General features: G+C 54.6%; 14 protein-coding genes. 8 read left to right on the plus strand and 6 right to left on the minus strand.

The window, feature by feature from the left end; translation table 11 throughout:
• Positions 1-63: 63 nt before the first annotated feature.
• Genes otnI through ltnD form a run of 4 tightly spaced genes read right to left on the minus strand, consistent with a single transcriptional unit; the run spans position 64 to position 3,678 of the window.
• The gene (gene otnI / locus B4923_RS15320; protein WP_109055238.1) at positions 64-852 is read right to left on the minus strand and encodes a 2-oxo-tetronate isomerase; all 789 of its coding nucleotides are present in this window, start codon (positions 850-852) and stop codon (positions 64-66) included.
• A 2-nt stretch (positions 853-854) separates the two neighbouring features.
• On the minus strand, positions 855-1,496 hold the full coding sequence (gene otnC / locus B4923_RS15325; protein WP_109055239.1) for a 3-oxo-tetronate 4-phosphate decarboxylase: 642 nt from the start codon (positions 1,494-1,496) through the stop codon (positions 855-857).
• Positions 1,493-2,767, minus strand: coding sequence for a 3-oxo-tetronate kinase (gene otnK, locus B4923_RS15330; RefSeq protein ID WP_109055240.1), 1,275 nt, complete (start codon positions 2,765-2,767; stop codon positions 1,493-1,495). The genes otnC and otnK overlap by 4 nt, the downstream gene beginning before the upstream one ends.
• Positions 2,764-3,678, minus strand: coding sequence for an L-threonate dehydrogenase (gene ltnD, locus B4923_RS15335; protein WP_109055241.1), 915 nt, complete (start codon positions 3,676-3,678; stop codon positions 2,764-2,766). The genes otnK and ltnD overlap by 4 nt, the downstream gene beginning before the upstream one ends.
• A 307-nt stretch (positions 3,679-3,985) precedes the next feature.
• Between ltnD and ygbI the strand changes: the two genes are divergently transcribed.
• The 7 genes from ygbI to B4923_RS15370 all read left to right on the plus strand — a co-directional run bounded on the left by ygbI (position 3,986) and on the right by B4923_RS15370 (position 11,082).
• A complete protein-coding gene (gene ygbI, locus B4923_RS15340; RefSeq protein ID WP_109055242.1) occupies positions 3,986-4,747 on the plus strand; it encodes a DNA-binding transcriptional repressor YgbI in 762 nt (253 codons plus the stop codon).
• 212 nt (positions 4,748-4,959) lie between these two features.
• Entirely contained in the window at positions 4,960-6,279 is a 1,320-nt protein-coding gene (gene ugpB, locus B4923_RS15345) for a sn-glycerol-3-phosphate ABC transporter substrate-binding protein UgpB (RefSeq protein ID WP_109055243.1), read from the plus strand.
• An 86-nt stretch (positions 6,280-6,365) separates the two neighbouring features.
• A complete protein-coding gene (gene ugpA / locus B4923_RS15350) occupies positions 6,366-7,253 on the plus strand; it encodes a sn-glycerol-3-phosphate ABC transporter permease UgpA (RefSeq protein WP_109055244.1) in 888 nt (295 codons plus the stop codon).
• On the plus strand, positions 7,250-8,095 hold the full coding sequence (gene ugpE / locus B4923_RS15355; protein WP_109055245.1) for a sn-glycerol-3-phosphate ABC transporter permease UgpE: 846 nt from the start codon (positions 7,250-7,252) through the stop codon (positions 8,093-8,095). The genes ugpA and ugpE overlap by 4 nt, the downstream gene beginning before the upstream one ends.
• A gap of 78 nt (positions 8,096-8,173) precedes the next feature.
• Entirely contained in the window at positions 8,174-9,247 is a 1,074-nt protein-coding gene (locus tag B4923_RS15360) for a sn-glycerol-3-phosphate import ATP-binding protein UgpC (protein WP_109055297.1), read from the plus strand.
• Positions 9,248-9,252: 5 nt separating this feature from the next.
• Positions 9,253-10,002, plus strand: a complete 750-nt coding sequence (gene ugpQ / locus B4923_RS15365; RefSeq protein ID WP_109055246.1) for a glycerophosphodiester phosphodiesterase — start codon at positions 9,253-9,255, stop codon at positions 10,000-10,002.
• Between the two features lie 123 nt (positions 10,003-10,125).
• Positions 10,126-11,082: an AEC family transporter gene (locus tag B4923_RS15370; protein ID WP_109055247.1), complete on the plus strand. Its 957-nt coding sequence runs from the start codon at positions 10,126-10,128 to the stop codon at positions 11,080-11,082.
• Positions 11,083-11,091: 9 nt separating this feature from the next.
• On the opposite strand, the gene B4923_RS15375 is transcribed toward B4923_RS15370, so the two are convergent.
• On the minus strand, positions 11,092-11,388 hold the full coding sequence (locus tag B4923_RS15375) for a DUF2756 domain-containing protein (protein WP_211313968.1): 297 nt from the start codon (positions 11,386-11,388) through the stop codon (positions 11,092-11,094).
• A gap of 163 nt (positions 11,389-11,551) precedes the next feature.
• Here B4923_RS15375 and B4923_RS15380 point away from each other — a divergent pair, with 163 nt between their 5' ends.
• Positions 11,552-12,016 (plus strand): tRNA (cytidine(34)-2'-O)-methyltransferase, encoded by a 465-nt coding sequence (locus B4923_RS15380; protein WP_109055248.1) that lies wholly within the window; start codon positions 11,552-11,554, stop codon positions 12,014-12,016.
• A 47-nt stretch (positions 12,017-12,063) separates the two neighbouring features.
• Here B4923_RS15380 and B4923_RS15385 read toward each other — a convergent pair whose 3' ends face one another.
• Complete coding sequence (locus B4923_RS15385; protein ID WP_425428638.1) at positions 12,064-12,780, minus strand: DUF3142 domain-containing protein; 717 nt, start codon at positions 12,778-12,780, stop codon at positions 12,064-12,066.
• Between the last annotated feature and the right edge of the window lie 5 nt (positions 12,781-12,785).

Consider the following 12,785-nt stretch of genomic DNA (forward strand, 5'->3'; position numbering starts at 1 on the left):
CAATCTTTTCTCGTTTTTTAATAAATTCTTCTCTGGCGCCAATATAAATACTATCTGGCGATGTTACTTTTTCCCCTTAAGCCAGGGCTTCACCCAACCCAGTCCCGCTGCGGTTTTACCCCGTGGGTTATATTCACATCCAATCCAGCCGGAATAATTCACGCGATCCAACTCTTCAAACAGGAAAGGATAATTAATTTCCCCTTCGTCTGGCTCATGCCGTGCAGGAACCGAGGCAATTTGAATATGTCCGACGCGACCATCAAGATCGTGAATAATTTGCGTCAGGTTGCCATCCACAATTTGCGCATGGAAAAAATCCAATTGGATATACACATTCGGCCGGTCGATTAAGTTTAATAATTCCAATGCCTGATATTGGCTGGAAAACAGATAGTTTTGTTTCACCTTCGCGCTTAACGCCTCAATCATGATATTGATGCCATGCTGCGCAAATTTATCGGCGGCATAACGCAGATTATCGATAAAGGTTTGCTGATAGACATCACGATCGGCGCCGACAGGTACGACCCCCGCCATCACCAGTAACGACGGACAGTTCAACGCCAGCGCATACTCCAGCGCGATATCGATATCCCGACGCGCATCATCAATGCGATCGGGCAGAGCGGCGACGCCCCATTCTCCCGCAGCGATATTGCCGGGCGCGGTATTGAATAACACCTGCTTCAGTCCGTTTTCCCGCAGCTTTTCCGCCAGCAGCGGCGCCGGATATTCATAGGGAAACAGGTATTCTACCGCCTCAAAACCCGCATCGGCCGCGGCTTTGAAGCGATCGAGAAACGGTAAGTCGGTAAACAGCATGGAAAGATTGGCAGCAAATTTAGGCATGATTAACTCCGTAATTCAGCAATTTCTTTAGCAGTGAGATAACGAATACGCCGGTCGCCGAGAATAAAGATCAGTTTGGCGGTTTCTTCCAGCTCTTCCATATTGTCCGCCGCCGCACGCAAATCTTTACCGGTGACCACCGGGCCGTGGTTGGCTAACAGAAACGCCCGATAATGCGAGGCCAGCTTAGCCAAATCTTCGCCGAGCCGTGCGTCGCCCGGACGGTAATAAGGTACGACCGGCACCTGACCGACCCGCATCACCACGTAAGGCGTGAACGGTTTAATGGCGTCTTGCGGGTCAAGTCCTTCCAGACAGGAAAACGCCGTCAGATAGGTGCTGTGCAGATGAACAATAGCCTTACATTCCTGACTATTGCGGTAAATCGACAGATGAAAGCTGATTTCTTTCGACGGCTTGTCACCAGAGATCCATTCGCCGCTCATGCTGACTTTGGATAAACGGTCAGCCTCAAGTTCTCCCAGACAGGACCCCGTCGGCGTCGCCAGCAGCGTGCCATCATCCAGCAACAGTGACAGATTGCCCGCCGAACCGGTGGCATAGCCGCGTTGAAAGAAAGACGCCCCCAGCCTGACCATCTCGTCGCGCGCCTGCTGTTCATCCCTATAGCCATGCTCACTCATACTGCGAACTCCCTTTGCGCCCGGGCAAAAAAGTCTTCATCGCCGAAATTGCCGGATTTCAACGCCAGCGACAAAGGATGATTGGTGGATCTGACCCAAGGCACGCCGGGTGAAATCGACGGGCCGATATGGAAAGCATGAATACCCAATGTTTGCACCACAATGCTGGAAGTCTCGCCGCCAGCGATGATGAAACGCTGAAAACCGTCTTGTTGTAGCTGACGAGCGACGCCGGCAAACAGGCTTTCCACCGCCTGACTGCTGGCTTCTGCACCCCAGCGCTGCTGAATCCGGACAAGCTCTTCCGCCGAGGTCGTCGCGTACAACAGCGGCGCAAGCGCCTCATCGCGATGCTCGTTCACCCATAGGGTGAGCTCGCGGGCATAGGCCTGCCGTTCTTTATCTCCTTGCAGGCAGCGCGCTACGTCTATGGCGCGGCTGGCCGCCTGTTCGCGGTAACGGGCGACCTGCTTATTGGTCATGACCGAGCAGGAGCCGGACAGCACCACGCCGGGGCCGGACTGCGGCATACCGGCGGCGGTGGCGGCGGCAGTTTGTTGCGACGATTGCGCCCACTGACGGGCGAGGCCGATAGCCAGACCGGAACCACCGGTAACCAGCTTCATGTCGCGCAGCGCCTCTCCTTGCGTCAGCAGATGTTGTTCGTTCAGCGTATCCAGCACCACATAGCGGATACCTTGCTGTTTTAATTGCGCCAACTGCTGTTTAACCGCCGCAGCGCCTTGCTCCATCACCTGATAAGGAACCAGTCCGCTGCGACCGGCAGCCTGTTGTTCCATCACGCGCAACAGATTGCTGTCCGTCATCGGCGTCACCGGGTGATGTCGCATACCGGACTCGGACAATAGCTGATCCATAACAAACAGATAGCCCTGGTACACGGTTCTGCCGTTCACCGGCAGTGCAGGCGAAATGACGGTTTGCGTTTCTCCCAGCGCGTCCAGCAGCGCGTCGGTAACCGGGCCGATATTGCCTTTGGCCGTACTGTCAAAGGTCGAGCAATATTTGAAATAAAACTGGCGGCAACCTTGCTGCTGTAACCAGGACAGCGCGTTCAGCGATTCTGCAACCGCCTGCTCTGCCGGGCATGAGCGAGATTTCAGGCTAATAACCACGGCCTGCGCATTAACCTGAAAATCTGACGGCGGTACACCGTTTAACTGAACCGTCGGCAAGCCGTTTCCGACCAAAAAGCTGGCAATGTCGGTGGCGCCGGTAAAGTCGTCTGCAATAACACCAAGGGTTATCATTTTTCCTCCCGCTTTTCCGGCAGGGTAATGCCACTGAAAATTTTGATCACCGCGCTGTCATCCTGTTTGCCGAACCCGGCATTACTGGCGGAGGTAAACATATTGAAGGCGGTTGACGCCAACGGCAGCGGAAAGTGGAGCGCTTTGGCCGTGTCGGTTACCAACCCCAGATCCTTGACGAAGATATCGACGGCGGATTTTGGCGTATAGTCGCCGTCCACCACATGGCGCATGCGGTTTTCGAACATCCATGAATTACCGGCAGCATTGGTTACCACGTCATACATAATATCCAGCGGGATGCCCGCACGAGAGGCCAGCGCCATCGCTTCCGCACCGGCGGCGATATGCACGCCCGCCAGCAACTGGTGGATAATTTTGACGGTCGCGCCCAGACCAATCTCATCGCCAATGCGGTAAACCTTACTGGCGACGGCGTTCAAAACCGGCTGGAGCTTATCGAATGCCAGATCGGCACCAGACGCCATCACCGTCATCTCACCCGCGGCGGCTTTGACCGCCCCGCCGGATACCGGGGCATCCAGCATGATCAGTTGATGTTCCGCCAGTCGCTGAGCAATATCTTTGGCATCCTGCGAGGAGATGGTTGAGGACACCATCACCACGGTGCCGGGTTTCAGTTTGGCGGCGACGTTGGGCTCGCCAAACAGAACCGTATTCACCTGTGCGGCATTGACCACCAGCAGCAGTACGGCATCCAGTCGGTCGGCAAATGCATCAATGCTCGTTTCAGCCTGTGCGGCACCGGCCTGACGTAAGCGCTCCAGCGCCTGGGGATTGATATCGACGCCATAGGTTGTCAGCCCGGCGTTGATACAGGATGTCGCGGCGCCGAAGCCCATGGAGCCAAGACCAATAACGGCTACTGCATAATCTGCGGTTTCTTTCATGATGGTTGCCTTGTTAATTTTAGTGATTATTTGTTCTATGGTGTTAAATGTAACCCCTGTACTCAATGCGGGCGGTGATTTTTGTCACATAAATTAACATTGCACGAACAAAATTGCTGTCTCCGATCGAACGCAGGCAAAAGAATTTCATTATTAACCTGTTAAATCAGAAGGTTATGCTTTTTGTCATTTGGGGTAACGTTAGGCTGTTAAACTCAGCGTGGTTTACGGCGTGAATTTATGATAATAACTGTTCTTAAATGCGGTCGTTATCACAATATTTATCAAATTAGGGATAGGAGCAAGGATGATTCCAGTAGAACGTCATCAACGGATTCTGGCGCTGATCGCGGAACGCGGTGTGGTTAGCATCACGGAACTGACCGAGCGGCTCGGGGTTTCACATATGACCGTGCGGCGGGATGTGCAAAAGCTGGAGCAAGATGGCTTGTTGCTAAGCGTCTCTGGCGGCGTGCGCTCGCCGGAACGGCTGGCGATTGAGCCGTCGCATCAGGATAAATCCGTCATGTTCAGCCAGCAGAAAGAAGCGATTGGCCGGCTGGCGGCCCGGCAGATCCCGCTGAACAGTTGTATTTATCTGGACGCAGGCACCACAACGCTGTCGCTGGCGCATCAACTGGCCGATCGGGATGATTTACTGATCGTGACCAATGATTTTGTGATTGCCGCCTTTCTCATTGAATCCAGCCAGTGCCGCATGATTCACACCGGCGGTACGCTATGCCGGGAAAACCGCTCCTGCGTCGGCGAAGCCACTGCGCAGGCGCTGCGTAACCTATTTATCGATATCGCATTTATCTCCGCTTCATCGTGGAGCCTGCGTGGCCTGTCCACGCCAAATGAAGACAAAGTTGCGGTCAAACGCGCGGTGGTAGAAGCCAGCAGCAAACATATTCTGCTCTGCGACACCTCAAAATACGGCCGCATCGCCACCTATCTGATCACCCCGCTGACGGTCTTTAACAGTATTATTACCGACGACGGCCTGCCGACGGCGGCGAAAGAGGCATTGGGGAAAATGGGGGTTGAGGTGCTGGCGGCGATATAAGATCTTAAACGGCGGGAACTGTCCGTCACTTCCTATTTGTTAGGAAGCGGACATTCCACTTAAAACCGTTCCCTGCGATAGAAATAAGCCATTCACCTTCCTGTCATCGCACAGTCATTTTTCAGTTATTTTTTCGTCATAAAAAGATGTCATGTTACCTCCCGAATAAAAGCGCTTTCCACTCAAGTCAGGTAAAACCTCAGGAGACAGGCATGTTTAATCCTAACATCCGTAAAGCGACAGCGTGTGTGGTATTGGCGTTGGCTTGCAGCGCCAATGCGCAGGCGGCTACCGAAATTCCTTTCTGGCACTCAATGGAAGGCGAACTCGGGACAGAGGTCAATTCTCTGGTTGATCGTTTTAATCAGTCTCACAGTGATGTGAAAATTGTCCCGGTCTATAAAGGCAACTACGAACAGAATCTGGCAGCAGGGATTGCCGCTTATCGTGCCGGAAACGCCCCGGCAATTTTGCAGGTTTATGAAGTCGGTACGGCCACCATGATGGCCAGTAAGGCGATCAAACCGGTGTATGAAGTATTCAACGATGCCGGTATCAATTTCGATGAGTCGGTTTTTGTGCCGACCGTTTCCGGTTATTACACCGATGCGAAAAGCGGTCATCTACTGTCGCAGCCGTTTAACAGCTCGACTCCTGTGCTGTACTACAACAAAGATGCCTTTAAAAACGCGGGATTGGATCCGGAACAACCGCCAAAAACCTGGCAGCAAATGGCCGAGTATACCGCGAAGTTACGCGCATCAGGCATGAAATGCGGCTATGCCAGCGGCTGGCAGGGCTGGATTCAGATTGAAAACTTCAGTGCCTGGCATGGTTTGCCGGTCGCCAGCAAAAATAACGGCTTCGACGGCGCCGATGCGGTACTGGAATTCAATAAACCTACTCAGGTCAAGCATATCCAACTGTTGCAGGACATGAACAAGAAAGGGGATTTCACCTATTTTGGTCGTAAGGATGAACCGACCGAGAAGTTCTACAACGGCGAATGTGCCATGACTACCGCGTCGTCCGGTTCACTGGCGAATATTCGTCAGAATGCCAAATTCAACTACGGCGTGGGCATGATGCCGTATGACGCCGATGTGCAAGGCGCGCCGCAGAACGCCATCATCGGCGGCGCCAGTCTGTGGGTGATGAACGGCAAAGACGCCGCGACCTATAAAGGCGTAGCCGAGTTTATGCAGTTCCTGGCGCAACCGGAAAACGCCGCCGAATGGCATCAGAAAACCGGTTATCTGCCGATCACCAAAGCCGCGTATGAGTTAACGCAGCAGCAGGGCTTCTACGAGAAGAATCCCGGCGCGGATATCGCCACGCGTCAGATGTTGAACAAGCCGCCGTTGGCGTTCACCAAAGGTTTGCGTCTGGGCAACATGCCGCAGATCCGTACCGTGGTGGATGAAGAGCTGGAAAGCGTCTGGACGGGCAAGAAAACCCCGCAGCAGGCGTTGGATAGCGCGGTAGAACGTGGTAATGCCCTGTTGCGTCGTTTCGAGCAATCAACGAAATAACCATGTAATCAATAACCATGTAATCAATGTCATATGGAGCCGAATGACATCGGCTCCTTTCTTTTTTTGATAGCAAGAGTTATCGCATGACATCATCCCGCCCCGTGTTTGGCCGCAGTTGGCTTCCCTATGTACTGGTCTTGCCCCAGTTGCTGATCACCATCATTTTTTTCATCTGGCCTGCGGGTCAGGCGCTCTGGTATTCGGTGCAAAACCTCGATCCGTTTGGCTTGTCCAGCGAGTTCGTGGGCGCGGAAAACTTCCGGCAATTGTTCAGCGACAGCTACTATTTGGATTCGTTTTACACCACGCTGATCTTCAGCTTTCTGGTGGCGGGTTTTGGTCTGCTGATTTCGTTATTTCTGGCCGCGCTGGTGGACTATGTCATCCGGTGCAGCCGCCTGTATCAGACGTTGATTATTCTGCCCTATGCGGTCGCGCCGGCGGTCGCTGCCGTGCTGTGGATGTTTCTGTTCAACCCCGGGCTGGGGCTGATTACGCATTTTCTGGGGCTGTTGGGCTACTCGTGGAATCATGCGCAGAACAGCGGACAGGCGATGTTTCTGGTGGTGCTGGCCTCCATCTGGAAACAGATTAGCTATAACTTTCTGTTTTTCCTCGCGGCCTTGCAATCCATTCCCCGCTCGCTGACCGAGGCGGCGGCGATCGATGGCGCCGGACCCGTGCGCCGGTTCTTCAATCTGGTGCTGCCGCTGATTTCGCCAGTGAGCTTTTTCCTGCTGGTGGTCAACCTGGTTTATGCCTTTTTCGATACCTTCCCGATTATCGATGCCGCCACCGCGGGCGGACCGGTGCAATCAACGACCACGCTAATCTACAAAATTTACCGGGAAGGCTTTGCCGGTCTGGATCTGTCCAGTTCGGCCGCGCAGTCGGTGGTGCTGATGCTGTTGGTCATCGGGCTGACGGTGATCCAGTTCCGCTTTGTTGAACGGAAGGTGAACTACCAATGATTGAGAATCGCCGAGGGCTGGATATTTTCAGTCACCTGATGCTGATCATCGGGATTGCAGCGGTGCTATTTCCACTCTACGTCGCCATTGTGGCGGCGACGCTGGATAACCAGGAGGTCTTTCAGGCTCCGATGTCGCTGATCCCGGGGACGCACCTGTGGGAGAACCTGAGTGGTATCTGGTTACACGGCGCAGGCAATAATAAGACACCTTTTGGACTGATGCTGCTGAACAGCTTTGTCATGGCGCTGGCGATTACGCTGGGCAAGATCACCGTGTCGATTTTATCTGCCTATGCCATTGTCTATTTTCGTTTTCCGCTGCGCAGTCTGTTTTTCTGGATGATTTTCCTGACGCTGATGCTGCCGGTGGAAGTGCGTATCTTTCCCACGGTTGAAGTGATCGCCAGACTGGACATGATGGATAGCTATGCCGGGCTGACGCTGCCGCTGATGGCTTCGGCCACGGCGACGTTTCTGTTCCGGCAATTTTTTATGACCCTGCCGGATGAGCTGCTGGAAGCGGCGCGCATTGATGGCGCGAGTCCGATGCGTTTCTTTTTCGACATGGTGCTGCCGCTGTCGAAAACCAATCTGGCGGCGCTGTTTGTAATTACGTTCATCTATGGCTGGAATCAGTATCTGTGGCCGTTGCTGATTATCAGCGATGCCAATCTGGGTACGGCGGTGGCGGGGATCAAAAGCATGATTGCCTCCGGCGATGGCGCGACACAGTGGAATCAGGTGATGGCCGCGATGCTGCTCACCATGCTGCCGCCGCTGCTGGTTGTGCTGTTGATGCAGCGCTGGTTTGTGCGCGGTCTGGTGGATAGCGAGAAATAATACGTGATGGCGGGCATCTTGCCCGCCGATCTTCGAGCCGTCGCAAGCGACGTTGAAAAACACACGGGGTGTTTTTTTATGGCATGTTTAAAACTTCAGGCTGTCACCAAATCCTATGACGGCAAAACGCAGATTATTCACCCCATCGATCTGGACGTCGCCGATGGTGAATTTGTCGTGATGGTCGGGCCATCGGGATGTGGAAAATCGACATTGCTGCGCATGGTGGCGGGTCTGGAACGCACCACCAGCGGGGATATCTATATTGGCGACCAGCGCGTCACCGAACTGGAACCCAAAGATCGCGGCATTGCGATGGTATTCCAGAACTACGCGCTGTATCCCCACATGAACGTGTATGACAATATGGCCTATGGGCTGAAAATTCGTGGTTTTGGTAAAGGACAGATTCGTCAGCGAGTGGAAGAAGCGGCGCGTATTCTGGAATTGATGCCGCTGTTGCAGCGCAAGCCGCGCGAGCTTTCCGGCGGGCAGCGTCAGCGTGTGGCCATGGGCCGGGCGATTGTGCGCGAACCGGCGGTATTTTTGTTTGATGAGCCGCTGTCGAATCTGGATGCCAAGCTGCGGGTGCAGATGCGGCTGGAGTTACAGCAACTGCATCAGCGACTGAAAACTACCAGCCTGTATGTGACGCACGATCAGGTGGAAGCCATGACGCTGGCGCAGCGTGTGATCGTGATGAATAAGGGGATTGCCGAGCAGATTGGCGCGCCGTCGGAGATTTATCGCCGTCCGGCATCGCTGTTTGTGGCCAGTTTTATCGGTTCACCGGCCATGAATTTGTGGTCCGGGCGAATCAGCGATGATGGTTGCCGCTTCGAGATTGGCGATGATATCGCACTGGCGCTGCCGACGGCGAAACCACAATGGCGCGGGCGTGAATTGACGCTTGGGGTAAGACCGGAGCATATTCAACTGGCAACGCGCGAGACGGGGGGGATCCCGTTGCAGGTTTCCACACTGGAACTGCTGGGCGCCGACAATTTGGCGCATGGCCGCTGGGGCGGACAGAATGTGATCGCCCGTTTGTCTTATGAACATTGTCCGACGATTGGATCGACGCTCTGGCTGCATCTGCCTGAGCCGTCATGGCATTTGTTTGATTCGCAAAACGGATTACGGATGGAATAAAAATAATGGCAACTATCTGGCCTTACCCGGCAATTGTCGCCCATCGCGGCGGCGGTTCATTGGCGCCGGAAAATACGCTGGCGGCAATTGATATGGGCGCGAGTCTGGGTCACAAAATGATCGAGTTCGATGCCAAGCTATCGCAAGATGGCCAGATCTTTTTATTGCATGATGACACCTTGGAGCGAACCAGTAACGGCTGGGGTATCGCGGGGGAACTCCCGTGGGACAAGCTGGTAGATCTGGATGTCGGCGGCTGGTACGGCAAACAGTTTATGGGTGAACGACTGCCGCTGCTGTCAGAGGTGGCAAAACGCTGTGCGCAGCATGGTATGGTGGCCAACATTGAGATCAAGCCAACCACCGGTCAGGAGTCGGAAACCGGGCGTGTTGTCGCGCGCGCCGCGCGTCAGCTGTGGGCCAACCATCCTATGGCGCCATTGCTGTCGTCATTCTCTATTGATGCGCTGGCTGCCGCGCAACACGCGGTGCCGGAATTGCCACGCGGCCTGCTGCTGGATGAATGGCGTGATGACTGGCAAAACCTGACGCAGCGTCTGGCCTGCGTGTCCCTGCATGTGAATCATGAGCTGCTGACGGCGGAACGCGTGGCATTGATCAAGGCGGCTGGCCTGCGAATTTTGGTCTATACCGTCAACCAACCTGAACGAGCGCAAACTTTACTGGATTGGGGCGTTGACTGTATCTGCACTGACCGGATAGATTTAATCGGGGCGGGTTTTGCTACCGGCTGAAATTTGCCTGTTGTATACCGAATAGCTTTCTCCGTGCGGGATGTGAACGCGTCTGCGGCGTGAAAGATGATGGGTATATCTCTGCTTTCCTCCATGTGTGCCGGTAATTAAGGAAGTGGCTCGATGCCCGCATTTGTTATTTCTCTCTGGCACCAGATTTTTCTGTCTTTACCGCTGTTTGTGCTGATCGCGTTGGGCTACTGCCTGATCCGTTATGGCAAGTGGCCGACCACCATTACCGATGGCATGAGCCGCTTTGTCTTTTCCGTGGCGATGCCCGCCATGTTATTCCGCCTGATGTGTGATTTTTCCAAGCGCCCGGTGGTGGATGCCCGGCTGTTGATTGCTTTTTTCGGCAGTTGTCTGGTGGTTTTTGTGCTGGGCCGCGTTGTGGCGCGCAGAATCTTTCATCTCGACGGCGTATCCGGCTCTATTTTTGCGCTGAGCGGCATCTTCTCCAACAATGTCATGCTGGGGCTGCCGATCGCTACGCTGATGCTGGGGGAAGAGGCGATACCGTCCGTTGCGCTGGTGGTGGTGTTCAACGGCCTGATCCTGTGGACGCTGGTGACGGTGTCGGTGGAGTGGGCGCGCAACGGGGCGCTATCGCTACAGGGATTTACCAAAACCGCGCTGGGCGTGCTGAAAAACCCGCTGATTATCGGCATCCTGTCCGGGACGGCCTTCAGCCTGACCGGGCTGTCGCTCCCTTCCTATGTCGATCAGCCGCTCAGCATGCTGGGACAGGTTGCGGTGCCGCTGTCGCTGATCGCCCTGGGGATGGGACTGGCCGAATATCAGATCCGCGATGGCTGGCAGATTAGCAGCGTGATTTGCGTCATCAAACTGCTGGTGCAGCCGTTGGTGATCTGGGGCATTGCGATCGCACTCGGCCTGCCGGAAATGGAAACGCGGGCCGTGGTGTTGCTGGGGTCGATGGCGGTCGGCGTGAACGTTTATCTGATGTCGCGCCAGTTCAGCGTACTGGGGGGACCGGTGGCCTCCAGCCTGCTGATGTCAACGGCATTGGCCGCGCTGACCACGCCGTTGATACTGACCCTGATGGGGGTGCGGTTGTAAATCGCCGCGTCAGGGCGTTTGCTTGATTGGCGGCGGGGGCGTGGTTTGCTGCGCCCGTTGCCGATCCTGCTGTAACTGCTGTTGTCGTTGTTGCTGTAGCTGAGAATTGCGCTGCTGCAACTGCTGATTCAGCCGCTGCTGCTGTAATTGCTGGTTCTGCTGCATATTCTGCTGTAGCTGCTTCTGGCTGCTGATGCCATTTTCAAATTGCTGCTGTGTCGAGGGTATTTGCGCCGTGTTGGCCAGGGTCGTCAGCGGCAGGCTAAACAAGGCGCACAAGGATAGAGATATCAGTCGGATTTTCATCATTGCCTTACCTGCATTAATCATCGTGTTACTAACAGTGTAATCGCTGAGGGCGACAACGTCGTGCAGAGTAATCCGTATTCGTTGTCCGTTCAGGTTTTGGGTCGCTCTGTGGGAATGATATATACTGCCGCTGAATTTTTCTTTGCGAATGAAGTTATCCATGTTTCATATTGCGCTCTATGAGCCACAAATCGCCCCGAATACCGGAAACATTATCCGTCTGGCCGCCAACAACGGTTGCTGCCTCCACTTGATTGAACCGCTGGGCTTCGATTTTGAAGAGAAGAAACTGCGCCGGGCAGGGCTGGACTATCATGATTTGGCTAGCGTCAGCCGCCACAAAAACTATCAGGATTTTCTGGCGGCGGTGCCCGGCAAACGTATTTTCGCCTGTACCACCAAAGGCAGCCGTCCATACGATCGGCCCGCTTATCAGCCGGGAGATGTGCTGCTGTTTGGATCGGAAACGGCGGGTTTGCCGGATGCGATCCGTGACGGTTTCTCGCCTGATTTTCGTATTCGTATCCCGATGCAGCCAGATTGCCGCAGTCTGAATCTCTCGAATGCCGTGGCGATTATCAGCTATGAAGCCTGGCGGCAGAATGGTTTTGGCGGACGCACCTGACGGGCTGGACCGTTCCTTTCCGGCGTTCCCCAACCAGTGCATGGGGATTATCGCTTAGGGGACGGTTTTCCTGGCGGATTGACCAGAAAAACGACTTCGCCGCGGTAATAGGGCGAAACCGCCAGACGCTGTTGCCAGTGTTTATCCCACTGACCGTGCTGCACCAGCCCCAGACGAAAAGGAATGGTCAGCTTCAGCAGGGCGGGAAGATAGTCGGCATAATTGGTAATCGTACCGTACCCCTGATAGGTCTGAACCACCAGTTCATCTACGCTATCATGCAGGCGGTTAAGTTCTGCTACATCGCCCGTTTTTGACCAGTCGAGCAAACCCGTAATGCTGATTTGGCAATCAGCGGGCAGCCTGTCGCGCAGTTGCTGCAAAAACGCCACATATCCCGCCAGTTGATAGCTTTTCGCGTCAAAATCGAGTTGAATCCCTTTAATCTGATTACCGTGGCTGCGCCAATTCTCTCGTAGTTTCAGGATACGGTTGAGATGTTTATCTGAGAGTTCCAGCGTGGTCATCCGGTAGGAGAGCCAGACGTTGGCTACGCGGAGTTTGCTGGGGGGAATTCCCTGACGCAGAAAGACCACTTTTCCCTGCCGGCGGGCGATTTCCCCCTGGTGAAGATAAAGCGTCCGCGCCTGGTGCAGTACCGGCTGTGGCCGGACGGCCGCCCATAGCCAAAAATCCTGATAGTGCGCCGCGTTGACGGTAAGCGCATTCACCCCGGGGCTGAATGACAGCACCCAGGCCAGCATGAATG

It is taken from the genome of Brenneria roseae subsp. americana, assembly GCF_003115815.1.
GTDB classification, from domain to species: domain Bacteria; phylum Pseudomonadota; class Gammaproteobacteria; order Enterobacterales; family Enterobacteriaceae; genus Brenneria; species Brenneria roseae.

What these genes read in the sequence shown, in the direction of transcription:
- B4923_RS15380 (WP_109055248.1), top strand. Translation starts at nt 11,552, where the DNA reads ATGTTTCATATTGCGCTCTATGAGCCACAAATCGCCCCGAATACCGGA.
- ltnD (WP_109055241.1), bottom strand. Translation starts at nt 3,678, where the DNA reads ATGAAAGAAACCGCAGATTATGCAGTAGCCGTTATTGGTCTTGGCTCC.
- otnI (WP_109055238.1), bottom strand. Translation starts at nt 852, where the DNA reads ATGCCTAAATTTGCTGCCAATCTTTCCATGCTGTTTACCGACTTACCG.
- B4923_RS15360 (WP_109055297.1), top strand. Translation starts at nt 8,174, where the DNA reads ATGGCATGTTTAAAACTTCAGGCTGTCACCAAATCCTATGACGGCAAA.
- ugpB (WP_109055243.1), top strand. Translation starts at nt 4,960, where the DNA reads ATGTTTAATCCTAACATCCGTAAAGCGACAGCGTGTGTGGTATTGGCG.
- ugpQ (WP_109055246.1), top strand. Translation starts at nt 9,253, where the DNA reads ATGGCAACTATCTGGCCTTACCCGGCAATTGTCGCCCATCGCGGCGGC.
- B4923_RS15385 (WP_425428638.1), bottom strand. Translation starts at nt 12,780, where the DNA reads ATGCTGGCCTGGGTGCTGTCATTCAGCCCCGGGGTGAATGCGCTTACC.
- otnC (WP_109055239.1), bottom strand. Translation starts at nt 1,496, where the DNA reads ATGAGTGAGCATGGCTATAGGGATGAACAGCAGGCGCGCGACGAGATG.
- ygbI (WP_109055242.1), top strand. Translation starts at nt 3,986, where the DNA reads ATGATTCCAGTAGAACGTCATCAACGGATTCTGGCGCTGATCGCGGAA.
- B4923_RS15370 (WP_109055247.1), top strand. Translation starts at nt 10,126, where the DNA reads ATGCCCGCATTTGTTATTTCTCTCTGGCACCAGATTTTTCTGTCTTTA.
- otnK (WP_109055240.1), bottom strand. Translation starts at nt 2,767, where the DNA reads ATGATAACCCTTGGTGTTATTGCAGACGACTTTACCGGCGCCACCGAC.
- ugpA (WP_109055244.1), top strand. Translation starts at nt 6,366, where the DNA reads ATGACATCATCCCGCCCCGTGTTTGGCCGCAGTTGGCTTCCCTATGTA.
- B4923_RS15375 (WP_211313968.1), bottom strand. Translation starts at nt 11,388, where the DNA reads ATGAAAATCCGACTGATATCTCTATCCTTGTGCGCCTTGTTTAGCCTG.
- ugpE (WP_109055245.1), top strand. Translation starts at nt 7,250, where the DNA reads ATGATTGAGAATCGCCGAGGGCTGGATATTTTCAGTCACCTGATGCTG.